The sequence below is a fragment of the Gilliamella sp. B3023 genome (assembly GCF_026536845.1).
Classification (GTDB): Bacteria; Pseudomonadota; Gammaproteobacteria; order Enterobacterales; family Orbaceae; genus Gilliamella; species Gilliamella apicola_E.
Genome location: NZ_JAFNNH010000010.1, coordinates 69,402 through 92,992, shown reverse-complemented (window position 1 = coordinate 92,992; position 23,591 = coordinate 69,402). Strand labels below are relative to the sequence as shown.

The 23,591-nt window shown below is 33.9% G+C and carries 21 protein-coding genes, 1 tRNA gene and 1 pseudogene; 8 read left to right on the top strand and 15 right to left on the bottom strand.

Features of this window, described 5'->3' with window-relative positions:
• Positions 1 to 325 precede the first annotated feature (325 nt).
• From J3U16_RS07770 to J3U16_RS07750, 5 genes are all read right to left on the bottom strand, one after another.
• Entirely contained in the window at positions 326 to 1,654 is a 1,329-nt protein-coding gene (locus tag J3U16_RS07770) for a hypothetical protein (RefSeq protein WP_267342826.1), read from the bottom strand.
• On the bottom strand, positions 1,623 to 1,856 hold the full coding sequence (locus tag J3U16_RS07765) for a hypothetical protein (RefSeq protein ID WP_267342825.1): 234 nt from the start codon (positions 1,854 to 1,856) through the stop codon (positions 1,623 to 1,625). Before J3U16_RS07765 ends, J3U16_RS07770 begins: the two co-directional genes overlap by 32 nt.
• A gap of 523 nt (positions 1,857 to 2,379) precedes the next feature.
• A complete protein-coding gene (locus tag J3U16_RS07760; protein WP_267342824.1) occupies positions 2,380 to 3,399 on the bottom strand; it encodes an alpha/beta hydrolase in 1,020 nt (339 codons plus the stop codon).
• Between the two features lie 42 nt (positions 3,400 to 3,441).
• Positions 3,442 to 3,873 (bottom strand): cupin domain-containing protein, encoded by a 432-nt coding sequence (locus J3U16_RS07755; protein WP_267342823.1) that lies wholly within the window; start codon positions 3,871 to 3,873, stop codon positions 3,442 to 3,444.
• Between the two features lie 101 nt (positions 3,874 to 3,974).
• Positions 3,975 to 4,595, bottom strand: a complete 621-nt coding sequence (locus J3U16_RS07750; protein WP_267342822.1) for a carboxymuconolactone decarboxylase family protein — start codon at positions 4,593 to 4,595, stop codon at positions 3,975 to 3,977.
• A 247-nt stretch (positions 4,596 to 4,842) separates the two neighbouring features.
• On the opposite strand from J3U16_RS07750, the gene J3U16_RS07745 reads away from it, so the two are divergent.
• Positions 4,843 to 5,745: an AraC family transcriptional regulator gene (locus J3U16_RS07745; RefSeq protein WP_267338670.1), complete on the top strand. Its 903-nt coding sequence runs from the start codon at positions 4,843 to 4,845 to the stop codon at positions 5,743 to 5,745.
• Between the two features lie 282 nt (positions 5,746 to 6,027).
• On the opposite strand, the gene J3U16_RS07740 is transcribed toward J3U16_RS07745, so the two are convergent.
• A complete protein-coding gene (locus J3U16_RS07740; protein ID WP_267330767.1) occupies positions 6,028 to 6,636 on the bottom strand; it encodes a hypothetical protein in 609 nt (202 codons plus the stop codon).
• Between the two features lie 348 nt (positions 6,637 to 6,984).
• The gene (locus tag J3U16_RS07735; protein WP_267342821.1) at positions 6,985 to 7,347 is read right to left on the bottom strand and encodes a hypothetical protein; all 363 of its coding nucleotides are present in this window, start codon (positions 7,345 to 7,347) and stop codon (positions 6,985 to 6,987) included.
• 220 nt (positions 7,348 to 7,567) lie between these two features.
• Here J3U16_RS07735 and J3U16_RS07730 point away from each other — a divergent pair, with 220 nt between their 5' ends.
• Positions 7,568 to 7,891: a YnfA family protein gene (locus J3U16_RS07730; RefSeq protein ID WP_267342819.1), complete on the top strand. Its 324-nt coding sequence runs from the start codon at positions 7,568 to 7,570 to the stop codon at positions 7,889 to 7,891.
• A gap of 179 nt (positions 7,892 to 8,070) precedes the next feature.
• Here the strand turns inward: J3U16_RS07730 and J3U16_RS07725 are convergent.
• Positions 8,071 to 8,147: transfer RNA gene (locus J3U16_RS07725), tRNA-Ile, on the bottom strand.
• 213 nt (positions 8,148 to 8,360) lie between these two features.
• On the opposite strand from J3U16_RS07725, the gene J3U16_RS07720 reads away from it, so the two are divergent.
• Positions 8,361 to 8,720 carry a DUF4156 domain-containing protein gene (locus tag J3U16_RS07720; RefSeq protein WP_267342818.1) on the top strand — a complete coding sequence of 120 codons (360 nt, stop codon included), beginning with the start codon at positions 8,361 to 8,363 and terminating at the stop codon, positions 8,718 to 8,720.
• A gap of 57 nt (positions 8,721 to 8,777) precedes the next feature.
• On the opposite strand, the gene serC is transcribed toward J3U16_RS07720, so the two are convergent.
• The 6 genes and pseudogenes from serC to J3U16_RS07690 all read right to left on the bottom strand — a co-directional run bounded on the left by serC (position 8,778) and on the right by J3U16_RS07690 (position 16,494).
• On the bottom strand, positions 8,778 to 9,857 hold the full coding sequence (gene serC / locus J3U16_RS07715; protein WP_267330765.1) for a 3-phosphoserine/phosphohydroxythreonine transaminase: 1,080 nt from the start codon (positions 9,855 to 9,857) through the stop codon (positions 8,778 to 8,780).
• Positions 9,858 to 10,009: 152 nt separating this feature from the next.
• On the bottom strand, positions 10,010 to 11,386 hold the full coding sequence (gene argH, locus J3U16_RS07710) for an argininosuccinate lyase (protein ID WP_267342817.1): 1,377 nt from the start codon (positions 11,384 to 11,386) through the stop codon (positions 10,010 to 10,012).
• A gap of 282 nt (positions 11,387 to 11,668) precedes the next feature.
• Positions 11,669 to 12,886, bottom strand: a pseudogene (locus J3U16_RS07705) (argininosuccinate synthase); the annotation flags it as partial.
• Positions 12,887 to 12,993: 107 nt separating this feature from the next.
• On the bottom strand, positions 12,994 to 13,773 hold the full coding sequence (gene argB / locus J3U16_RS07700; protein ID WP_065734063.1) for an acetylglutamate kinase: 780 nt from the start codon (positions 13,771 to 13,773) through the stop codon (positions 12,994 to 12,996).
• Positions 13,774 to 13,832: 59 nt separating this feature from the next.
• A complete protein-coding gene (argC, locus tag J3U16_RS07695) occupies positions 13,833 to 14,843 on the bottom strand; it encodes an N-acetyl-gamma-glutamyl-phosphate reductase (protein WP_065563515.1) in 1,011 nt (336 codons plus the stop codon).
• A gap of 187 nt (positions 14,844 to 15,030) precedes the next feature.
• Positions 15,031 to 16,494, bottom strand: coding sequence for an aminoacyl-histidine dipeptidase (locus J3U16_RS07690; RefSeq protein WP_267342815.1), 1,464 nt, complete (start codon positions 16,492 to 16,494; stop codon positions 15,031 to 15,033).
• 150 nt (positions 16,495 to 16,644) lie between these two features.
• Here J3U16_RS07690 and gpt point away from each other — a divergent pair, with 150 nt between their 5' ends.
• From gpt to proA, 5 genes are all read left to right on the top strand, one after another.
• Positions 16,645 to 17,175: a xanthine phosphoribosyltransferase gene (gpt, locus tag J3U16_RS07685; RefSeq protein WP_081299561.1), complete on the top strand. Its 531-nt coding sequence runs from the start codon at positions 16,645 to 16,647 to the stop codon at positions 17,173 to 17,175.
• Positions 17,176 to 17,197: 22 nt separating this feature from the next.
• A complete protein-coding gene (gene frsA, locus J3U16_RS07680; protein WP_267342814.1) occupies positions 17,198 to 18,451 on the top strand; it encodes an esterase FrsA in 1,254 nt (417 codons plus the stop codon).
• 26 nt (positions 18,452 to 18,477) lie between these two features.
• On the top strand, positions 18,478 to 19,587 hold the full coding sequence (gene proB / locus J3U16_RS07675) for a glutamate 5-kinase (protein WP_267342812.1): 1,110 nt from the start codon (positions 18,478 to 18,480) through the stop codon (positions 19,585 to 19,587).
• Between the two features lie 12 nt (positions 19,588 to 19,599).
• Positions 19,600 to 19,890, top strand: a complete 291-nt coding sequence (locus J3U16_RS07670; protein WP_065734059.1) for a hypothetical protein — start codon at positions 19,600 to 19,602, stop codon at positions 19,888 to 19,890.
• Between the two features lie 1,035 nt (positions 19,891 to 20,925).
• Positions 20,926 to 22,179, top strand: coding sequence for a glutamate-5-semialdehyde dehydrogenase (proA, locus tag J3U16_RS07665; RefSeq protein WP_267342811.1), 1,254 nt, complete (start codon positions 20,926 to 20,928; stop codon positions 22,177 to 22,179).
• Positions 22,180 to 22,231: 52 nt separating this feature from the next.
• Here proA and yegQ read toward each other — a convergent pair whose 3' ends face one another.
• A complete protein-coding gene (gene yegQ, locus J3U16_RS07660; protein WP_065734056.1) occupies positions 22,232 to 23,575 on the bottom strand; it encodes a tRNA 5-hydroxyuridine modification protein YegQ in 1,344 nt (447 codons plus the stop codon).
• Between the last annotated feature and the right edge of the window lie 16 nt (positions 23,576 to 23,591).

Genomic DNA, 23,591 nt, shown 5'->3' with positions numbered 1-23,591 from the left:
CTAACTTACAATCAATTTATTAATAAAAATACAGGAAATTTTGCAAAATCTTTCAGAAAACGCCTGTGTTTCAGTATAAAAATTGGGCCAGTTGAATATTTTTTATCACCAAAATGAGTATGAGAATTTTACCTTGTATTATTTTATATGGTTAAAAATTTAAATAAGGATACAAGATTCAATTACCTAATTTATTTAAATAATCAGACGGCATTTTTAATTTATTATCAAATGATATATTCAAATAAAAAGGGAGCGTAATCCGCTCCCTTTTATAATTTCTGTTTAAAGAGCCATACCTTAAACATACAGATTTAAATATTATTTAGGGTGAAACACAAACCACCTGAGTAAATTGAGTTTTTGTGCCACTTATAACATCACCTGTTACATCCACAATAAAATGTTGATTTGGAATTGTACTTGGGGATGGTGAACTGGTCCAAAAAGCAAATGGAGTCCAAGCACTGCCATAACCTCTATTTTTTAATGATCCCCACTCTGAACTCAATCCACCATTTATTTGTCTAATTTTCTTTTGACCATTTCCAGGATAGCCGCCTTCCCACCAACCAGGAATATTACCGTTAGTCAGATCTGACACAATTGGCAATCTATAATTTGGCAAGCTTGCACAATAATTTTCAGCGTTATTATAATTGTTTTCTACCATATTGAGACCATCACTATCCGCTTGCGGAATAAACCAATGGCGCAATTTAAAACGGTAAATTGGCATAGTTTTTGCTTGATCAGCATAAATAGTAAATTGTGTTGGCACAAAACTCATTTTATATGAAGGAGAATTAGAGTTTGGCCCTTTTAACTTGACTACGGGTACCCCATCATCCTTTGCACTGAATTCTAAATCAACATTAGAGTTGTTAGGCGATTTGCTATAACTAAGTTGACGATAACTTGTCAGCCCCGCAATAATCAATCTAAAGCTAAGATCATTGGCGCCTGTTGCAGGAAAGTTAGATTCTGGATCATTAACATTTTGGACTAAAAAAGCACTTTTATCTGAATCCCACTGACCAGAAACACCGTTATTTTGTGTTAATGTGTTCGGTTGAACAAAACAAGTATAAATGGTACTAGAACCAACAGTAAGAATATAGTTATCATCTAGATCACTAAATTGTGCTGTATTTGGAACACCATATTGAGTTTGAATGCTACTGTTTTCAATTTTTAACTTGATATTATACGGCGCCAAACACTTATCAATAGCATCAGTCCGGGCAACGTTTTTACCAGTAGAACCAACAATTGTCATTTGGATTTTACCAGTTCCTGAATTTATCACATCACCATCATCATCCCGACCATAATTATAAGGTGCTTGCAATAGTTTGATAAAATCAATCGACTGGATTTTATCACCATCAATAGGAGTATCAACCGGCACTATAGTTTTTATATCAGCAAAAGTTGCAAGATTAGTGGGAAGTGCAATAGATAAGGGGTTATTATCATTATCCACAGGTGGCCTATTATGTTTAACTTCACGGCCGTTTTCTATATAACTTACCCAAGATAAGGCTTTAGTATCTGTGCTTTTTGTTTGACCATTATCAAATGTTAAATAAGGAGGGGTTCCATGAATAATATTGCTTGTCTTATTTGATAATGCTAAAACAGGACTTGACATACATACATACATACATACATACATACATACATACATACATACATACATACATACATACATACATACGATTATAAGTTAAATAGCTAGAATGGCAAGAAAGAAGCTTGATGAATTTTCGTTTTTTCTCAAAGATAAATGATGAGGATTTTTCTTTATTGGCACTCACAATATCCGAGCGCTGACTATAACTTGACGGAAACATAAAACACTACTCCTTTACTACAATTAATAATACTCACCCTGAGTAATACTAAACCTATCTTTGACATTAAGATCTGCATGATTAAACCTAATATCGACATTTAAATCATAAAAGAGTAACAAGGTTTTGTATTGGTATTTTATGTAAAGAGTTCTTAAAACTTTTAGGACTTTTTAAGGTATATCAATTTGATAAATTGTAACGGAATAATCTATGTGATTTATCGGTAATCTTTAGCATTGACATTATTGTCAATTTATTTAACTAAGTATTGGAAATTAAAGTGTATTTTATGATAACAAACAATCTCACTAAAGATATCAATCATTACTCTTACATTTTTTTAGGTTCTTAACAATCACCAAAGATGTTTGTCTATTTTAGTCGTAGCGATTATCTCATTTTTCTTATAATCGATGGTATAAATACCTATGTTTTTAACGAAAAATCTTAAAATCTTTTTAAGCTCTGTCGTTAATGGCCTTTTAACGCCAAAGCTTTTCCATATTTTAGCCCCCAAAATTTATAATAAATTAGCGCTAAAAAACGTTTCTAATTTATCAAAGGGAATTTTATTGGTGGTATTATAATATAAATCAGTATGCACTGCATTAGGAATAATCATTAATTCTTTATTTTTACTGCCAACCATTTTAAACGCATCTTCTGAAAAGTAACGAGAATGCGCTTTTTCACCGGCTATAATTAATGTTGGGCACTCAATTTCATGGGCATGATTCAATAACGACTGATTAATAAATGAAAGTGGCATACTTAACACCCATGAACCATTCGGATTTGAATTGACAGAACGAATATGAAAACCAAGTTTAGTGGTATAAAAACGAGAATAATCTGCAATAAATTGTGGTGTTTCATCCGTGATTTGATCAACGGTAATATTGTTTCTTGGATTCAATGTGGCATAACTATTTTGTGAATCGTCCCAGCGGCTATTATTCAATGACTGTTTCATTGCTAATCGTTGCCCTTCTGTCATGCTATCATTATAACCTTTAGGAATAACTCGACTCATATCGTACATGACAACGGTTGCTACCGCTTTAATTCGAGTATCAATTGATGAAGCATTTAAAGCTATACCACCCCAACCACAAATCCCCAAAATGCCAATGTGCTCCCGCTCAACGCAATCTAAAGATCCAAGATAATCAATAGCGGCACTAAAATCTTCGGTATTGATTTCAACTGATGCTTGATTACGCGGTAATCCACTGCTTTCACCAGTAAAAGAGGGATCAAATGCCAAAGCAATAAATCCTCGCTCTGCTAGAGTTTGCGCATAAAAACCCGATACCTGCTCTTTTACTGCGCCAAATGGTCCTGCGACAACAATAGCAGATAATTTATCTGGGCTGTTTTTTGGGCGATATAGATCTGCGACAAGCGTAATGCCATAACGATTTTTAAACGTGACTTTAAAATGCTCAACTTTATCACTTTGTAGAAAAATCTTATCCCAACGTTGTTCTAACTGAATTGTCTGATGTGGAACTGTAATTTGAGAATGTATATCATTCATGTCAATCTCTCACATTGAAATTAATGTTTTATATCTAGTTAATTAGCATAATTTTTGGAAATCTTCTTCAGATACCGCTTCACACCATTCATTATAGGTATCCTCACCCGGCACTTCGATAGCGATATGGCTAAACCATGAGTCAACTTTAGCGCCATGCCAATGTTTTACATTCGCAGGAATGGTGATAACCATACCGGGCTCTAAACTTATTGGCTTATCCCCGTATTTTTGATACCAACCGCTACCAGCTATACATAATAAAATTTGCCCCCCACCTTGTGATGCATGATGAATATGCCAATTATTTCGACAGCCAGGTTCAAATGTGACATTTGCAACTAATAAGGGAGACTTTGCTGTTAATAAATTTAGATAGGATTGACCAATAAAATATTTAGCATAATTTACATTCGGCTCCCCCAGTCCAAATAAATTATGTTTTTCAAATTCAGATTGACTGATTATTTTCATAATAACTATCCTCGTCAGGAAATGATTTAAAGCTATCTGTGTAATAAAACTTATTTTGTGAAACATGGATATATTTACTATATCCATTTGGTTGTAATTTTTTATTGGCCTTTTACTGCACGGTTGAATCGTTCAAATTCGATTTCACCAATTTTTGATTTTAAAATATTCGCAATGCCATCTAATTGAGTGGGAGATACCCCGACATTTTGCGCAATTTGAACATGAGATTTAATCTGACTATCGGCACCTTGCAAGGTTGATAGCGCAGCTAATGTCGCTATCTCTCTATCTTCATAACTTAAAATATCTCGACCAAAAATATCGCCAAAAAGATGGGCTTTTAAAAATTGATCAATAGTAGGTGAAAAATCCATAATGCCACCCGTAACCGGTTTGCCTACAACTTTTGTTTGAATTTTTGTACCCAATTCTAAAGCGCTTAAATTAGTCGGTAATGGTGACGAAGTAGAACCAACTGTGTCAGTAATGCCTTCTTTTTGACGTTCTTCTAGTAGCGCTTTAAAGGCACTCAAACCATTTAAACTTTTTGGAAAACCTACATAGGCATAAAGTTGAACTAAAATTTCTTTAATTTCATTGATGGTTAATCCTTGATTCAATCCATCAATTAAAGCTTGCTTTAAGCCAATCATATCGCCTTTAGACATAAAAGCGGAAATAGTAACAATCGATCCTTTTTTTGGTGTTAAAATATTCATAGCCTTTGCCCTTAAACAATTAGTTAATACTGCAAACTTTTGCTAACCACCCTAGATTCTGACTATTAAGTGCGACTAAAAATGATAGATAATTTATTAGATACTGATGCGAATGTATTTCACTTCGTTTTTGATTATTATAAGATCTGATAATAATATTCAATAGAGCCGATCCTGCCAAAAAGTTGCCTAATCCTATCAGAAATCATATGCTAATAGAGAAATTTAAATTAATAGAGAAATCTCTATGTTAAAAAAAGAAATTAAAAAAATAATGCTAAAAAGAATGCCAACTGTGGGGGACTATCCAACACAAATTAAAAACTTTGGCATTTATAGGCGTGAAGTCGGCAAAAATAAAGATATTTGTTTAGAAAATTGTTTTTATCATCCTATGATTACAATGATAATACAAGGTGAAAAAAGCTCTCTGCTTGGCACCAAACTTTATCATTATAAAGAAGGTGATTATCTTATAACCTCGATTGATATTCCAACGATAAATACAATTAAAAAAGCGACGACGAAAGCCCCATTCCTTTCATTGTCACTTTTGATTGATAATAATTTAATTAAAGAGTTATTAATAGAATTTCCGGAATTAAATAAACCTTCGCAACAAAGTTTTAATGGTATTATTATCTCTAAAGCTGAAGATGATCTAATCAATGCTTTTTATCGATTGCTTAAGTTGCTGGATAAACCTGAACAAATTTCGGTTTTAGCACCACTAATCGTAAAAGAAATTCATTATCTACTCTTAATCGGTCCATTTGGTGAAGCGCTAATATCAATTTGTATGCCAGAAACAAGAAGTTATCGTATTGCGAATACGATAGATTGGCTAAAAGAACATTTTAGAGAGCCGATAAAAATGGAACAACTAGCCAATCAAGCGAATATGTCACTCTCTAGCTTTTATCGTCATTTTAAAAAAGTAACAAGTTTAAGCCCATTGCAGTTTCAAAAACAACTTAGATTACATGAAGGCCGGCGTTTAATGGTCAGCGAGAATATGACAGCGATTCAAGCGAGTTTAAAAGTCGGTTACGAAAGTGCAACACAATTTAATCGAGAATATAAAAACTTATTCAACCAAACACCCTTGCAAGATGTGCTAAAAATACGCAAAGGTTCTCAACGAAGATAAATTAAAGTTGAGGAGTGGTGTTTTTGATTTGGGATTAGTTGAAAATACGGCGGAAATATTTGCTGTTATCGATTTTGTTTCATTTGCTTTTAGTAACTTCAGTGGCAATTATTGTTAATTAGTTTCCTAATATTCCCCCCTATTTTAAATAAGAAAAATAGAGGCTATAAACTGCCAAGAGGCTTGAAAAAAAAGAAATCGGCTGGGTTATTCTGATTGTTGGTATTCAGCTAACAATTCTCCTCAACCATCAGCCAACCATTTTAATAGCCACCTTTTTAATTAAACTCCCAGTCTTTCAACATACTCTGAATCCAATTCAAGGACTTTAGTAAAAAATTGGTGTAGGCTGTATTCTCTTCCTGCGTATTGAATATAAGATTTAAAGTTTTCAATTTTAAATGTGCGTTCATCTTTGCTTTCAAAACAGTAACCAGTGAAAAAAAGCTCGTTAGATGAATTTATTTGGACTCTATCTAATAATAATTCTTTATTGACGTTGGAATGTTTAAATGAAATCGTAAACAAGTCTGAATTCCATATTGTGGTTAAGTGATTTCTAAAATTATCAGAATCTAATTCTTGCTGTTCGTAATCAACAGAATCTTCAGAATTGGTTGAATAATTGAATGAAGTGTCTTGAGACGATGCTTTTTCTAAATTTAAATTTTTGTGCGCCTTATAATTTAAAAATTTCTTGCCTATTCCACATATTCCTCGAACTAACAAAATCAAACAACAAACAATAAATGAAATAACGGAAATACCGGCTAAAGCAACCATCGTTGGATTTGGAGGCGAATCATCATTAGGAAAAGTAATGATATAGATGGCAAAAATTATTAAACTAAAAATTAAAACCTTCTTCACGGTGATCTTATATGCTCGCATTATTTATTTCCTATCAAATCAATCTAGCTTTAAATTCATAAAACGCTTGATCGATTATTTTATTCTTTCTTCCAAGTTGAACCCTCTTCCAACTTTCTCAACATTCCATCAGAAAATAGATTCATTAAGGTCTAAACGGTACTTAGTTCTAATTTCATGCTGAAACCATAAACCTTGATAATCCAATCAATCGCCCCGCTTTTTTAAAAATTGATTTTCATAAATGAATTTCTGATACACTTTTATATATAACAATAAATGAAATTTAATATTCTATCTTAAAGTCAATTGGTTACAAATATAACCATCAATGTAATGTTTTTTATTGTGAGTACTATTATGAAACATCTACCAAGTTAATTCCTCTTTATCAGCTTTATTGTTTTCTTCATACATCATTAGTATGGTGCTATAACTACACATATCTATACCACTATTACAATAATCTTTAATTACTTGATCCATTATTTTTCTATTTGTGGCCTTAGTCGCTTTTTTAAATGCATCTAAATTCTCTTGCTCCATCATTCTCAAATTGGAAGGTTGGCACATGTCAATTTGTTCACAATAATCTTTTTTTACGTTATCCTTAATATATTCGATAACTTCTTGCTTTTGTGCCTCTGAACCATCAAAGTCCATTGGATGAATAAATTTAGCTTGCGCAGCTGTCGAAAATAATATCGAAAGTAATATTGTCTTTTTCAACATAAAATCTCCTTTTTTGACTATTAATTTTAATTAAAAATTTTCTTTGCTACCATAAATCAATCTTACATTTAATTTACTAATTCGATATTAACATAGGTTAATAAATAACGCCCATGTTAAACTTTAAAAATCTATAAAAAACAAAACAGAAATAATGTTCAAACCAATCTAGTATTGTTTATACTAATCTGAAACTTATTAATGATAGCTTAATTTAATTATGATAAAAATTATCGTGTTATTTATATTTACCGCTTTAGCTGAAATTTCAGGCTGTTATTTTGTTTATATTTGGGCTAAAAAAGTGGTTTCTGCCTGGTTTCTTATACCGGCGGCATTATGCCTTATGTTATTTGCTTGGTTACTTACTTTACACCCTGAAGCTAGTGGTCGAACTTATGCAACATATGGTGGTATTTATGTAGTAGCATCCATTATTTGGCTTAAGTTAGTTGATCATGTCAAACTATCAACTTTTGATTTAATCGGCTCCATGATTATCCTACTCGGAACACTAGTTATTATTTGGGGTTGGAGAACATAAAATTAATTGTTTAAAAAATTGATATATCCTATTCTTTTAATAAAAAAATAAGCCAAGTCTATTAATTAATTTTTAGTAAACATATAAAGTTGAAAGAATTAAATTACATTGAATTTATATAATTAGATTATTTTAAGAAGATGATTATAGACAATTTGTTAACTATATAGTTTTTGAATTGGTGGCCCCTACTGGACTTGAACCAGTGACCAATCGATTATGAGTCGACTGCTCTGACCAACTGAGCTAAGGGGCCATTTGGATGTGCTACTGACTTAGTAGGGTTGCGATTATAATAGAGTTAAAATTAATTTGCTACATTTAATTAACTAAATAGGTTGATTTGGTTAATTATTAAACTGAAACCTATTATCATTTCATCATTTGTAATAAGCAATATTTTTTAGTTAATTAACCTGCTACAATGTTCTAAATTATTATTACTCGTTATATTGGTTGGGGAAATATTATGTCTATCAAGAAAATTCTTTTTATTAGTGCAGCGTTATCTACTGCATTGTTTTTAAATGGTTGTAGTGGTTCAGATTATCAAGCCACTTCAGCTGGTCGACAAGTTCAGTTTATTGATACTAAACCAGCAGCAAATTGCCAATTTATCGGTAAAGCTGAAGGCCGCCGTAGTACTTTCTTTTCTGGTCTAAAAACCCATAGTGAGTTGATTCGTGATGCAGCTAATGATTTGATGAATAAAGCTGCTGCAATGGGTGGTAATGTGATTTATAACGCACAAGATGCATCGTTACAATATGTTTCAGATATTGCTCCGACAGATGCTGTGATGACTGGTGAAGTCTTTAGTTGTAAATAAGAATGTGTAAAATAGAAAAGGGATACTACTGTATCCCTTTTTTATTTACCGATATAACTAACCATTTTGTTTTTCAAATTGTTTCATGAAGTCTATTAGGTAGTTGACTCCATCAATATCCATTGCATTATAAATCGAAGCCCTCATTCCACCTGCAATTCGGTGACCTTTAATTCCAATGATATTTGCTTGTGTTGCTTCACTAACAAACTTTTTATCGAGATCTTCATTTGGTGATAAGAAGGTGACATTCATGATTGATCGATTAGCAATAGCCACAGTATTACGATAAAAATCGGATTGATCGATAAATTGGTAAAGTAATTTTGCTTTAGCTTGATTTCGTTGCTGCATTGCATTCAATCCACCCAAGCTTTTAATCCATTTAAAGACTAAACCTGACATGTACCAAGCAAATGTAGGTGGTGTGTTAAACATTGAGTCATGATCCATTAAGATTTTATAATCTAACACGGAAGGTAATGCTTTTTGAGCATGTCCAATTAGATCTTCTCGAACAATGACAATTGTGATTCCTGAAGGACCAATATTTTTCTGCGCACCCGCGTAAATAATGCCATAGCGACTTACATCAATCGGTTGCGATAAAATGCAAGATGATAAATCAGCAACTACGATTTTATCCCCAAAATTAGGTTGTTCGAATATCTCGACCCCGTCAATGGTTTCATTAGGGCAATAATGGATATAATCACTGTTATCACTTAGTTGCCATTCGGACATGGGTTTAATTGAGGTTATACCTTGATTTTTAATTGTCACATTTTGTTCAATCACATTACAGTATTTGGTTGCCTCTTTGGCTGCACATTGGCTCCAATAGCCACTGTTAATGTAATCAGCATTTTTTGCCGAAATATTCATTGGCACAGCAGCAAATTGTGCCCTAGCCCCACCTTGGCAAAATAGAATTTTATAATTTTCAGGGACATTTAAAATATCACGAAGATCGTTAGTTGCTTCAATCGCACATGCATCAAAATCTTTACCGCGATGGCTTAACTCCATTACTGATGCGCCGGTGTTGTGCCAATTTAATAATTCAGCTTGTACTTGTTTTAAAACATCTGCAGGAAGTTTTGCTGGGCCTGCACTAAAGTTATAACTTTTATTCATTGCAATTCACTTTCATCCATCTAAAAATTGAAAATCTATTTTTACACTCTATTGAGCGATATACAAACAGATTTTTATCAAAAAAAAGTTGAGGAACGGGGTTTTTGAAGCATAAAAATACCGACAAAAGTCGGTATTTAAAATAAAAAGTATTATAAACAGAGCTGTTTTTTAGCATTGTCGATTGCCAATTTAACTTGTTTAGGCGATACGCCTCCTTTAGCTGATCGTTTAGCTAGGCAAGATTCGAGTGATAAAATTGGATAAACGTCATCTTCAATAACATCACTATAGACTTTTAATTCATCCAACGTTAACTCTTCTAATGCTTTTTGCTTAGCTATCGCGCCAACAACGGCTTCACCTACAATGTGATGAGCTTGTCTAAATGGAATACCTTTAGCAACGAGATAATCAGCAAGTTCTGTTGCATTTGAGTAGCCTTGTTTAGCTGCATTTTGGCAATTTTGGTAATTGATTTTAATATCTTCAAGAACTAACGCTGCCATGTCTAAACATTCTTGCCAAGTATCAAGTGCATCAAATAGATGTTCTTTATCTTCCTGTAGATCTTTATTGTAAGCAAGGGGTAAACCTTTAAAAGTCATCATGGCGCCAGTTAGTGCACCAACAACTCGCCCTATTTTTCCTCGAATAAGTTCTAATGCATCAGGATTTTTTTTCTGTGGCATTAATGATGATCCTGATGTGACACGATCAGACAGTTCAACGAAATCTGCTTCACCGCTATTGAAGATAATTAAGTCTTCTGCAAACCGAGATAAATGCACCATTCCTATAGATGCATTATTGAGTAATTCAAGTACATGATCTCTATCAGATACCGAATCTAAACTATTATTTGTTGCTGTTGCAAAACCTAACCAATCGGCTAGCTGATCGCGATCCATTGGATAAGCAGTTCCAGCTAAAGCGCCACAACCTAGAGGGCTTACATCCAAGCGTTTAAGTGTATCTTGTAAACGGCTTTCATCACGTGTTAGCATTTCATAATACGCTAAACACCAATGAGCAAAAGTGACTGGTTGTGCGCGTTGTAGATGAGTATAGCCAGGCATAACTGCATCTTGATGTTGTTCAGCAGTAAGCACTAGGCGTTTTCTGAGTTCATTGATAGCTGTGACAAGATGAGCGATTTCATCTTTACACCATAATTTTAGATCGGTTGTTGATTGATCGTTACGGCTACGACCAGTATGTAATTTTTTACCTAAATCACCGATTTTTTCGATAAGTTTTTGCTCTACCCAACTGTGAATATCTTCCGCATCACTTTGTAGAATCTGTTCTGGGTTTTGCCGTACTGATTCTAATAATTCATTTAAAGCTTTTTCTAATTTTTTTTGTTCATCATAAGATAAAACGTCAACAGTGACCAAAGCTTTAGACCATGCAATTGATCCAATGATATCTTGCTCCGCAAGCCGATAGTCAAAGCGTAGAGAATCATTAAAATGTTTAAATCGTTGATCTGCTGCTTGGCTAAAACGCCCACCCCATAATGCCATAATTACCTCAATTTTTAATCCTAAGCGATTTTAGTTTGATCGCTTTTTTAATAATGATAAATCAATAATACTATAAAAAATATATACAGACCAAAGTCTGTATATATTGTGTTTTATATCTAAGTAAAAAGTCATTAAAACTTACTTTTTAGCTTTGGCTTTCGCTTTCACTTTAGATTTTGGAGCAACTGTCGCTTTAGCATCAGCTTTAGCTACTTTTTTGACTGTTTTTTCAGTTTTTTTAGCTGTATCTTTTTTAACTGTAGCTTTTTTAGCTGGTTGTTTTTTCTTACCTTCATTTAGAGCTCGAATGCGTGAAGATAATGAGAATAAGCGAATAAATCCACCTGCATGACTGTGGTCATAGACTTCATCCTCACCAAAAGTCGCAAATTCTTCACTATATAAGCTATTTGGTGATTTTTTCTGAACTGCTGTTGCACTACCTTTGTAGAGTTTAACTACAACTTCACCTGTCATATCTTCTGCTAATACATCAGCAGCGGCTTGAATTGAGCGACGATATGGTGCAAACCAACGACCATCATAAACAACGTATGCCATTTCTAAACCAAGTTGTTCACGCCATTTGAAGCTATCACGATCTAAAATTAATTGTTCTAAACCACGTAATGCTGTCATCATGATTGTACCACCTGGGGTTTCATAACAACCGCGAGATTTGATACCCACCAAACGATTTTCAATGATATCAACTCGACCAACACCATGTTTAGCACCAATTTTATTGAGTGTTGCTACGCAGTTATATGGAGAGAGTTTCTTTCCATTAACAGAAACGACTTCACCTTTTTCTATACCAATGGTAACAAGTTCTGGTTTATTGGGTGCATCTTCTGGTGAGACAGTCCATGCCCAACAATCCGCGTTGGCTTGATTCCAAGTGCTTTCAAGCACACCACCCTCGGTAGAGATGTGCCAAGCATTTTCATCACGACTATAGATTTTTTCAACGGTTGCAGTTGTTGGAATTTTTCGTACTTTTAAGTAATCAATTAAAGCTTCACGCGAACGTAAATCCCATTCACGCCAAGGTGCAATAACTTTAAGTTGTGGTGCTAGAGCTGTATAAGTTGTTTCGAAGCGAACTTGGTCATTACCTTTACCTGTTGCTCCATGACAAAGGGTATCGGCACCAACTTCTAATGCATATTCAACTTGGGCTTTAGCAATAATTGGGCGAGCCATTGAAGTTCCAAGATAATAAGTTCCTTCATATAAAGCGCCAGTTTTTAAAACAGGGTAAACATAATCTTTAACAAATTCTTCTCGTAAATCGACAACTTTACAAGCTACTGCTCCAGATGCTTTCGCTTTTTTCTCAACATCTTTTAGCTCTTTAGGATCTTGACCAACGTTAGCGACTAGAGCGTAAACTTCACAACCGCCATAATTTTCTTTTAGCCATGGAATAATAGCTGATGTATCTAATCCACCTGAATAGGCTAAAACCACCTTTTTTGTTGCACTTTTTTTCATGTTATACCCTTTCTTAAATTTACTGACGAAAAAATAAATGATTTAAAGATTAAATTAAGTATATTTAATAAAAAATATACTCAAATAATATACTAACTGATTTATATTTAAGCAATAATTCTTGTACCTGTTATTCCTGATTTTCCATTAAATAATTCAATAAGTTTGTCGGATTCTTTCCAACTAGCTATATCAATTGGTCGCCCAAGCGTTTTTGCTGCTTCGAATGCCGAATTGACTTTGACAATCATGCCATCAGTAATAATGCCTTGTGCGATCAAGTGATCAGCTTCTGCTTGCGTTAATGATTCAATTCGTTGTTTGTTAGCATCTAAAACACCGGCAACATCAGATAATAAAATTAAATCTGCATCTATTGTTTTTGCGAGTGCAACGGCAGCGTGATCGGCATTCACATTCATCATCTTGCCTTGATCAGTAATGCCAATTGAACTAACAATCGGTAAATAACCATTATTAAGCAGTAAATTGATTAAGGTTGGATCACCTATTTCAGCTTCGCCTACATACCCTAACTCTTCAGAAATTTGTTTAACCTTGACACTATCACCATCTGCTAAGCAGAGTCCAATACTTGATATTTGTAATTTTTTTGCCTCTGACAATATTGTCGTATTGGCACTACCTGCAAGACTGCCTACAATCACATCAATCTGGTCTGCGGGTGTAACGCGTAAACCATTGCGTCGTACTACCGGTAATGAAAGACGATCCATTAAGGCGTCAACAACACTACCACCACCATGAACAATAATTAAAGGCCTATTAAAATTCTTTTTATATTCGCTAATAATAATGAATAATTTACTTAACGCATCTTTGTTATCGAGTAATACACCGCCAAACTTAATAATTAATGGTTTCATTTTTATTCCCTATCCATTTAAACAAAGTCACTTGATTAATATTATTAACAAATGAGTATTTATAATAAGGCTGTAGTTTCATCAAAGCCAAATCGAATATTCATACACTGTACCGCTTGTGCTGCTGCACCTTTTAATAAATTATCTTCAACTGAAATTAAAATCAGATGTTGCCCTTTTAGTACAAAACCAATATCGCAATATGGCAGATCTATTACTGATTTTAATGCTGGCCAATGTTTTTGGTAAACCCTAATTAAAGGTTTATTTTGATAATATTTATTTAATGCGTTACGAATATCATCAGATGTTACGCCTTTCTTTACCATACAGGTAATAGTGGCATGAATGCCTTGTTTGAAACATCCTAGGTGAGGCGTAAAGATAACTTCTTGGCCTAAGTGTGTTGCAATTTCAGGTTGATGACGATGTGTAAATAAGCCATAAGCATGTAAACTCACTTCACAAAATAAATTGTTAGTCGAAGGTTTTCGTCCAGCGCCACTTACACCACTTACAGCATTGATAATAGGCCATTGACTTTTGTCTAACAAATCTTCTTCAATCAACGGTTTTAAAGGCAGTTGGGATGCTGTTGGATAACAGCCAGGAACTGCAATCAACTGAGCTTGTTTTATAGCCTCATAATTCCATTCAGCTAATCCATAAACGGCCTTCTCAAGCCACTGTTTATGTTGATGCTCAAAACCATAAAATTGAGTATAAAAAGAGGATGAATTGACACGAAATGCGCCAGATAAGTCGAATACTGTGCATCCTTTGTCTAAAAAATAAGGTGCGATATCGTGACTAACTGAATGTTCTGTTGCTAAAAAAACAATATCAACATCATGAATGAGAGATGAATAGTCGGCGGTTGCAATTAAGGGGAGATCAACTACACCTTTCAATTGAGGATATAAATCATAGTCCGAGATTAACTTTCCACCATCACGACTATTTTCAGATACGGTTAACGCGACTAACTCAATATTTGGATGCTTTGTTAAATAATATGCTAGTTTTGCACCTGCATAACCACTTGCTCCGACAACTATTGCTTTTAACATACCTTTCCTTATCTATCACTAAGTTTTTTTTGGTAGTATAGTAGGCTTTCTGAAAAAACAAAGCAAGCATAAAATGCATTTTTATTCACTTTTAGTGAATTTATTTTCAAGTTAGTCGATCTTTAGTAAAGCTAATAAGTCGGATGATTCCTCCTCTCTAATCAATCAAAAGGAGGAACCGTAATTTTTATTTCAAATAACAAGCCGATTTTAAGATCGCAATTAGTAGTTCCCAATAACGATATACACTATGAATATTAACTTTTTCATCAGGTGAATGAGGTGAAACTATAGTTGGTCCAATTGAAATCATATCCATATATGGATAAGACTGTTTAAATAAACCACATTCTAAACCAGCATGGATCACCATAATTTTTGCTTGCTTTGAAAAAATTTCTAAGTACTTATCTTTAGCTAATTGTAGTAGTCTAGAATTCAAATTAGGTTCCCAACCTGAATAACCACCACTGATTTCATAATTAGCATTTACTAATTGGCTTAATGATATTAACGTTGAAACAACCGCATCTTTTGCGCTATCAACTTGAGAACGAATTAAAAAGTTTACACTTAACTGATTGTCACTAATATTGACAATGCCTAGATTTAAAGAAGTTTCAACCACACCATGGATCTCTTTGCTCATGCTGACAACACCATTAGGCGCAGTGTTTAAAATATTGATGATTTTGTTTTGTTGATCAATCGCGATAACTCTTTTGACTTTATCCGTTTTCACTTCTTTTAAAGTTAATTCAATATCTGGTTCAATCTGTCTAAATTCATTTTGTAATACAGATTGGTATTGTTTAACAATTGCTTCTAACTTAGGCAAATCTTGCTTGCTTAAAGTTAATTCAGCAAAAGCTTCACGAGGGATTGCATTACGTAATGAACCGCCTCGAATGTCAGCTAATCTAAATGAGATATCTTGTGCGTATTGAGCTAGCAATCTTGCCATTAATTTTATGGCATTCCCTCGTCCAAGATGGATATCACAACCTGAATGTCCACCTTTCAAACCTTTTAGAGAAAGTTGTACATAGCAATCGTGAATCTCCGGCATAACCGCGTATGTAATTGTAAAATTCATTGAGAAGTCTATACCGCCTGCACAACCAGTAAATATCTCACCTTCATCTTCAGAATCAGTATTAATGAGATAACGGCTTTTTAACCAATTCGGTTGAAGACCAAAAGCACCATGCATACCAGTCTCTTCAGAAGTCGTAACTAAAACTTCAAGAGGACCGTGTTCGACAGATGGATCAATTAATACAGCTAGAGCAGATGCAAGCCCTACACCATTGTCAGCACCTAATGTTGTACCTTTTGCTTTAACCCATTCATCGTCTATATAAGCTTGGATTGGATCAATTAGAAAATCATGCTCTGTACCTTCGTTTTTTTGAGGAACCATATCCATATGGGCTTGTAAAGCAATAGATGGGCAATTTTCCATACCTTTAGTTGCGGTTTTGCTCAATAAAATGTTTCCAGCTTTATCAAGCTGACAATCAATATGATGGGTTGCTGCAAAATCGACAATATATTTGGTTATCATTTGTTCATGATGAGAAGGATGGGGAATTTTACAAATATCATTAAAAATCTGCCAAACAAATTTTGGATTTAGGGTTGATAGCATAATTTATCCTCAGTATTAGCTAGGTAACAAATTAATCAGTGGTTTTTTTTATCTAATCACTCTATAATAAGGTGCAATTTTACATCTATTTCAAGTCCATTAATATTAATTTATTAAATTCGTTTATTCGATTAAAATTGCAGGTTACACATGTCAATAGAACAAACTTTAACAGAAGAAGAAATCAAAGCCAAAAAACAGCATAAAGCAGAGCTCATCGCTGAAAAGAAAAAATTCAACGTTACTTGGGAAATGCTTCAAGCTTATGGTCGTCAACTTTCTGAAAGATTATTACCCGCCAAACAATGGAAAGGCATCATTGCCGTTAGTCGTGGAGGCTTAGTTCCTGCGGCTATTCTAGCTCGTGAACTTAGCATTCGTTATGTCGATACCGTTTGTATTTCAAGTTATGACCACGATCATCAACGTGAAAAACTAATTTTAAAAGAAGCGAAAGGTGATGGCGAAGGCTTTATTGTTGTTGACGATTTAGTTGATACCGGAAGCACAGCTCATACTATTCGTGAAATGTATCCAAAGGCTCACTTTGTAACTATTTTTGCTAAACCTGCTGGCAAACCATTAGTTGATGATTATGTTGTCGATATCGCTCAAGATACTTGGATCGAACAGCCATGGGATACTGGCGTTATGTTTGTTAAGCCACTTAGTGATCATTAATAATTAATTTAATAAGGTTGCTATGACTGAAAACCTTTCTGAAAAGATATTTAAACCACAATATGATTATCCTGAAACATCATCGCTAATCAATCGGTTAGATAGTAGCGATGGTAGCAGTATTAGTCCATTTGATGGTGAAGTAGATTCAAAATGGTACCGAATCATTAATCCTATCCTATGGTTTTGGCGTGGCTTACCGAAATTGGAAATCGAAGAAGTTTTATCGCAAATCGCAATTTCGACTAAACGTCATACCAATGAAAAGTGGTTAGATTCGGTAATTGGTTATCAACCTGGCAATTGGATTTATGAGTTTTTAAATCAAGCTGCAAAATGGCAAGCTAAAGCGGATTCAATAGATCAATCTGACTTATCTGAAGAAGCAAAAAATAACTTACATCAAGATTATTTAATTGCGAGTGAATTTGCTAGTATTGCTAGCTATCCTCATTTTAAAAATGATGAGCTTGCCATGTATGCACAAACTTGTGCATATCAATCTTATATAAAAGCACTTGAGTTTTCGCCTTACACGACAAAACAGATAGAATTTAAAGTTGAAAATCGCAGTGTTAAAACAATTTTACATTTACCTAAGAACTGTGATGGCGTATGCCCTGTCGTGTTAGTCTGTAATGCATTAGGTAATTTACAAATCGACTATTATCGCTACTTTAGTGAATACCTAGCGCCACAAGGTTTTGCAATGCTAACAGTAGATTTGCCAACAGTGGGCTTTAGTCGAAATTTTGTATTAACACAAAATAGTAGCCAAATTCATCAAGCTATAATTGAACAACTAGCGACAGTACCTTGGGTTGATAGCAATCGTATAATTGTGGCAGGATTCCGTTTTGGTTCACACATTGCTACACGTCTTGCTTATTTAATGCCAAATAAAATAAAAGGACTTTTCAACTTTACACCTTTTGTACATCAAATATTTGTTGATAAAACCTTACAACAGAATCTACCAAATTGTTATAAGGATATGCTAGCTTGTCGATTAGGTTTAACATCAGTTTCAAATCAGCAGTTAGCTGCTGAATTAAATTACTTTTCTCTAAAAAACCAGGGATTATTAACTCATTCTTGTCCTGTGCCAATTATGAATGTCATCTTTGAAGATGATAAGTTAAGTAATTTAACTGAAGCAAAATTAATTCAATCTTCAAAGCAAAGCAAAATTGTGACTATTCCTAAAACACCATTACAAAAAGGCTTACAAAATGCCTTAACTCAATCAGTTAAATGGATGGAATCTATTTTGTAAGAGATGATTTAAATAAGATTATTGCTATGACTAATAAAAAAAAGCAAACTGTCGTTATTAAGTTAGGTACCAGTGTTTTAACTGGTGGAACTAAACAGTTAGATCGCGCTCGAATAGTTGAACTGATTCGGCAATGCTCTTATTTACATCAAATTGGTCACAAAATTATTATAGTTACATCGGGAGCAATTGCTGCTGGTCGAGAGTATCTAAACTTCCCTAACCTTCCAAATACTGTTGCATCAAAACAATTACTTGCTTCTGTTGGACAAAGTAAACTTATCCAGCTTTGGGAACAGCTGTTTTCAATATATAAAATTTTTATTGGACAAATGTTACTGACACGAGCTGACTTAGAAGATCGTGAACGCTTTTTAAATGCACAAGATGTTCTAAAAGCGATGCTAGATAATCATATTGTACCTGTCATCAATGAGAATGACGCCGTAGCTACAGCCGAAATAAAAGTGGGTGATAATGATAACCTATCAGCACTAGCGGCAATTTTAGCGGAAGCCGATAAACTCATATTACTGACAGATATTGAAGGATTATATACTGCCGACCCAAGATCTGATACCAAAGCTCAATTAATAAAAGAAGTTTCTCATATTGATGAAAGTTTACGAAACATAGCTGGTGATAGTGTTTCAGGGCTGGGAACAGGTGGTATGAGCACAAAAATTCAAGCAGCTGAAGTAGCAGGTAGTGCAGGAATAGAAGTAATAATTGCAGCTGGGAATAAAGAAAATGTGATTATTGATGCAGTCAATAATCAATCGGTAGGCACGCGTTTTTTACCACAGAAAACCCCATTAGAGCATCGTAAACATTGGCTATATGGTGCACCTAATGCAGGAAAGGTGTTAGTTGATGATGGTGCTATAAATGCTATTTTGAATAATGGTAGTTCGCTCTTACCAAAAGGAATTATAGCGGTTGAAAAAGATTTTTCGCGGGGAGAAGTAATAAATATCTGTGATAAGTCAGGAAAACAAATCGCACGAGGTGTAAGCCGTTATAATAGTGATGCGCTAAAACAAATAGCAGGACATCACTCACAAGAAATTAGTCAAATTATTGGCTATGAATATGGATCTGTAGCCGTACATCGGAATGATATGATTATCAAATAATAAGGAGGTTAAATGGAACTAGCTATAGGTGGCGTAATAGTGAACTGGTTAGGTGTATTAATTGTTTACTTGAATTCACTAAACAACTCAGCTTATCAAATGTTATTACCGTTAGTCATAATATCTGCATTAATAAGTACCCTAGGCATTTTATTTGCCAAAAATAATCAAAAATTAGCAGGTACTTTAATTATTATTGGCAGTATACTCTTTATCCCTTTAGGTTTAATAGGGATTTTTGGTGGAAGAAAAATAATTAACAAAGCTAATGAAAAAACATTAGAAGAAAGACGTAATTTATAGAAAAATTGGATATTAATTTTAAGGATAAAAATGGACTCTCAAAATATAAAATGTTTTCATGCTCGACGACACATCATACTTTTAATTATATTAAGTATAGTTATCTTTTTCGTGTCTTTGTCTTTACCAGGTAATCTAAAGATAAGTATAGGATTGCCCATATTAATAATTATTCGTGTTTTTTGGCAATACAATTTGGTTTATATTTCAATTGGGGAAGACTTTATAACTTATCGACCTGCTGCTCCAATAAGAAGTAGTGTGAGCATACTTTTTAAGGAAATCACATCAGTTAGTTATAAATATAATAAAGTTGTCATCAATTACATAAATAATATTAGTAACAAGCAATACACTGTAAATATTCCTTTATCAGTTATGGAAGACGCGGAAAAAGAGAAACTTTTAAACACGTTACATATCATTCTGAAAGATAAAGAAATATAAACTATAAAATTTTAACTTTATGCAAAAAAGGTATCTTTACCCATACCTTTTTTTATTAATTCAAAAGTTTATTTTATGAATTTATAATACATTGCCAATGCTGTAATTAAAATTAATTATTATTAAGTGATATAAATCATTAATTTAAATACTTAACTATTGGTTACAGCTTTTTAGCAAAACATAATTAAAAGTTACTTAATGAGCATTGAGAACTATTGTGTAAATTGGCGATAGATGATCAAATTTGAGAACATTATTAACTTATATATTACAGCCTTTATAATAGATTTGTTTACAGGCTATATTGGCTTCTTTTTTACATTAAATACTTTCATATCTCAGCTTGCTTTTAAGCTTCATAATTGACAATCGCCTGAAAAATACATTATTGTTGGAATAAATTGATTCCTACTAGGAAAATTTGTTTAAGGTGACAGCTCATACCTCTTTAACTATATTATTTATTCTATAAGTTTTATAAATAAGAATTAGAGTGGGATGTATAATATCATTAGATAAATTATTTTTTAGAGAATCTGTATTCTGTCAAACACAGTTGTGAGTAAAATCTATTAAGGTTAAGCAATGATAAACCAAATTGGAAAGTTAGCAAAACAAGCCTCATATCAATTAGCACAATGCCCAACTAAAATCAAAAATCAGGCTTTAATTAGTATTGCTGATTTATTGGAGCAAAGCTCTCAAAGCATTTTAGAGGCGAATCAAAAAGATATTGCTATAGCAAAAAATCAAGGATTGAGTGAAGCAATGCTTGATCGTTTATTATTAACGCCAGAGCGACTATCCTCTATTGCTAATGATGTTCGCATAGTTGTCTCCTTAACCGATCCTATTGGGCAAACTATCGATGGGTCAGTTTTAGAGAACGGATTAAAGTTACAACGTCACCGAGTTCCGCTAGGTGTAATTGGTGTAATATATGAAGCCCGCCCTAATGTTACTATAGATATTGCTGCTCTTTGTTTAAAAACAGGTAATGCAGCGATACTTCGTGGTGGAAAAGAAACGGTTAATACTAATGCGGCTATCATATCCATTATTCAACAAGCATTAAATCAAGCCGGCTTACCTGAAACTGCTATTCAATCAATCGATAATCCTGATCGTAAATATATCACTGAGTTACTCAAACTTGATAAATATGTAGATATGATTATTCCTCGAGGCGGTGAGGCTCTACATAAACTTTGCCGTGAACATTCAACCATTCCGGTCATAACTGGCGGTATTGGAGTTTGCCATATCTTTGTCGATGAAAGCGCAGATTTTGACGCAGCTTTTTCAATCATTCTAAATGCGAAAACTCAACGACCAAGTACATGTAACTCTGTAGAAACATTACTCGTACATACTGAAATTGCAAATACTTTTCTGCCTAAACTTAGTCAAATTATGGCTGATAATCACGTCATATTACATGCTGATCCTGATGCTTATAAAATTTTAAATTCAGGCGTAGCAAATCTATTTCCAGTAGAAGATGACGAACTTAGACAAGAGTGGCTTTCCAAAGATCTGAACATAGTGATTGTTGATTCACTTGAATTAGCAGTTGAACATATTCGGGAATATGGCAGTGGCCATTCAGAAGCCATTCTAACTCGAAGTCTACTTAATGCAGAGCAATTCATTAAGCTAGTTGATGCGGCTGCAGTTTATGTTAATGCATCAACTCGATTTACGGATGGCGCACAATTTGGTTTAGGTGCCGAAGTTGCTGTCAGTACTCAAAAATTACATGCCAGAGGACCAATGGGTCTAGAAGCATTAACAACTTATAAATGGATTGGTTATGGTGAAGATTTAATCCGTCAATAATGATATTAGCTAACTGTTTATAAATTCAAACAGTTAGCTAAATAGAGATGGACTAATCAAAATTACGCATTAAAAGCGCATAATTTAAATCGATATCTTCAGCTACCGGAATATAAACAATATGGCCATCACCGAGTCCGGCAGGAACAGGTTGGCCTTTTTTATTTTCCATTCGTTCAATAATGAACGTTGTGTTACCTTTTGGTGTCATCATCTCAACACTATCACCTACTGAAAATTTATTTTTCACAATAATTTCAGCTAATCCATTTAAACGTTGACCACTAAACTCACCAACAAACTGTTGTCTATCTGACACTGAATGGCTATGAACATAGTTCTGCATATCTTCATGTTTATGACGACGCAAAAAGCCTTCGGTGTATCCTCGATGAGCGAGTGAATCAAGTTCAGTTAATAAACGAGGATCAAATGGCTTACCTTCACTCGCTGCATCAATAGCTTGACGATAAACCTGAGCGGTTCTAGCGCAGTAATAAAAGGATTTTGTCCGCCCTTCAATTTTTAATGAATGTACGCCAATTTTCGTCAAATCTTCAACTAATTCAACCGCTCTTAAATCTTTGGAATTCATGATATAAGTTCCATGTTCATCTTCAAAAGCTTGCATATATTCGCCAGGACGACCTGATTCTTCTAACATAAAGACTTGATCTGTTGTTGTGCCAATGCCCAAAGTCGGTTCAATTTGCTTTACAGGAATTGGTTCATATTTATGTACTATCTGCCCTACTTCGTCCTCCTTACCTTCGGACACTTTATATTCCCAACGACAAGCATTGGTACAAGTTCCTTGGTTAGAGTCTCGTTTGTTAATATAACCAGATAATAAGCATCGTCCGGAATAAGCCATACAAAGCGCACCATGAATAAAAACTTCAAGTTCCATCTCGGGTACTTTTTCACGAATTTCTTTTATTTCATCAAGAGACAACTCTCGTGATAATACAACGCGGGTTAATCCAATATTGTGCCAAAATTTTACCGTAGCCCAGTTAACGGCGTTTGATTGTACAGACAAATGAATTTCCATTTCAGGAAAATGCTCACGTACCAACATAATTAAGCCAGGATCAGACATGATAAAAGCATCAGGCTTCATATTTACTATAGGCTCTAAATCTCGAATAAAGGTTTTCAGCTTTGAATTGTGAGGAGCTATATTTACAACTACATAAAATTTTTTGCCTTGCGCATGTGCTTCATTAATTCCAATCGCTAAATTTTCATGATTGAATTCATTATTTCGAACACGCAAACTATAACGTGGTTGACCAGCATAAACCGCATCTGCCCCATAGGCAAAAGCGTATCGCATATTTTTAAGCGAACCAGCAGGAGAAAGTAATTCTGGTTTTGAATATAAATTTGTCATTAAAAAATGCCTCTGA

Coding starts and splice junctions, on each gene's coding strand:
- J3U16_RS07765 (WP_267342825.1), bottom strand. CDS start 1,856: ATGTTTCCGTCAAGTTATAGTCAGCGCTCGGATATTGTGAGTGCCAAT.
- yegQ (WP_065734056.1), bottom strand. CDS start 23,575: ATGACAAATTTATATTCAAAACCAGAATTACTTTCTCCTGCTGGTTCG.
- J3U16_RS07760 (WP_267342824.1), bottom strand. CDS start 3,399: ATGAATGATATACATTCTCAAATTACAGTTCCACATCAGACAATTCAG.
- J3U16_RS07740 (WP_267330767.1), bottom strand. CDS start 6,636: ATGCGAGCATATAAGATCACCGTGAAGAAGGTTTTAATTTTTAGTTTA.
- J3U16_RS07720 (WP_267342818.1), top strand. CDS start 8,361: ATGTCTATCAAGAAAATTCTTTTTATTAGTGCAGCGTTATCTACTGCA.
- argB (WP_065734063.1), bottom strand. CDS start 13,773: ATGAAACCATTAATTATTAAGTTTGGCGGTGTATTACTCGATAACAAA.
- argC (WP_065563515.1), bottom strand. CDS start 14,843: ATGTTAAAAGCAATAGTTGTCGGAGCAAGTGGTTATGCAGGTGCAAAA.
- J3U16_RS07750 (WP_267342822.1), bottom strand. CDS start 4,595: ATGAATATTTTAACACCAAAAAAAGGATCGATTGTTACTATTTCCGCT.
- J3U16_RS07735 (WP_267342821.1), bottom strand. CDS start 7,347: ATGTTGAAAAAGACAATATTACTTTCGATATTATTTTCGACAGCTGCG.
- proA (WP_267342811.1), top strand. CDS start 20,926: ATGATAAACCAAATTGGAAAGTTAGCAAAACAAGCCTCATATCAATTA.
- frsA (WP_267342814.1), top strand. CDS start 17,198: ATGACTGAAAACCTTTCTGAAAAGATATTTAAACCACAATATGATTAT.
- J3U16_RS07670 (WP_065734059.1), top strand. CDS start 19,600: ATGGAACTAGCTATAGGTGGCGTAATAGTGAACTGGTTAGGTGTATTA.
- proB (WP_267342812.1), top strand. CDS start 18,478: ATGACTAATAAAAAAAAGCAAACTGTCGTTATTAAGTTAGGTACCAGT.
- J3U16_RS07770 (WP_267342826.1), bottom strand. CDS start 1,654: ATGTCAAGTCCTGTTTTAGCATTATCAAATAAGACAAGCAATATTATT.
- J3U16_RS07755 (WP_267342823.1), bottom strand. CDS start 3,873: ATGAAAATAATCAGTCAATCTGAATTTGAAAAACATAATTTATTTGGA.
- J3U16_RS07690 (WP_267342815.1), bottom strand. CDS start 16,494: ATGCTATCAACCCTAAATCCAAAATTTGTTTGGCAGATTTTTAATGAT.
- argH (WP_267342817.1), bottom strand. CDS start 11,386: ATGGCATTATGGGGTGGGCGTTTTAGCCAAGCAGCAGATCAACGATTT.
- J3U16_RS07730 (WP_267342819.1), top strand. CDS start 7,568: ATGATAAAAATTATCGTGTTATTTATATTTACCGCTTTAGCTGAAATT.
- serC (WP_267330765.1), bottom strand. CDS start 9,857: ATGAATAAAAGTTATAACTTTAGTGCAGGCCCAGCAAAACTTCCTGCA.
- gpt (WP_081299561.1), top strand. CDS start 16,645: ATGTCAATAGAACAAACTTTAACAGAAGAAGAAATCAAAGCCAAAAAA.
- J3U16_RS07745 (WP_267338670.1), top strand. CDS start 4,843: ATGTTAAAAAAAGAAATTAAAAAAATAATGCTAAAAAGAATGCCAACT.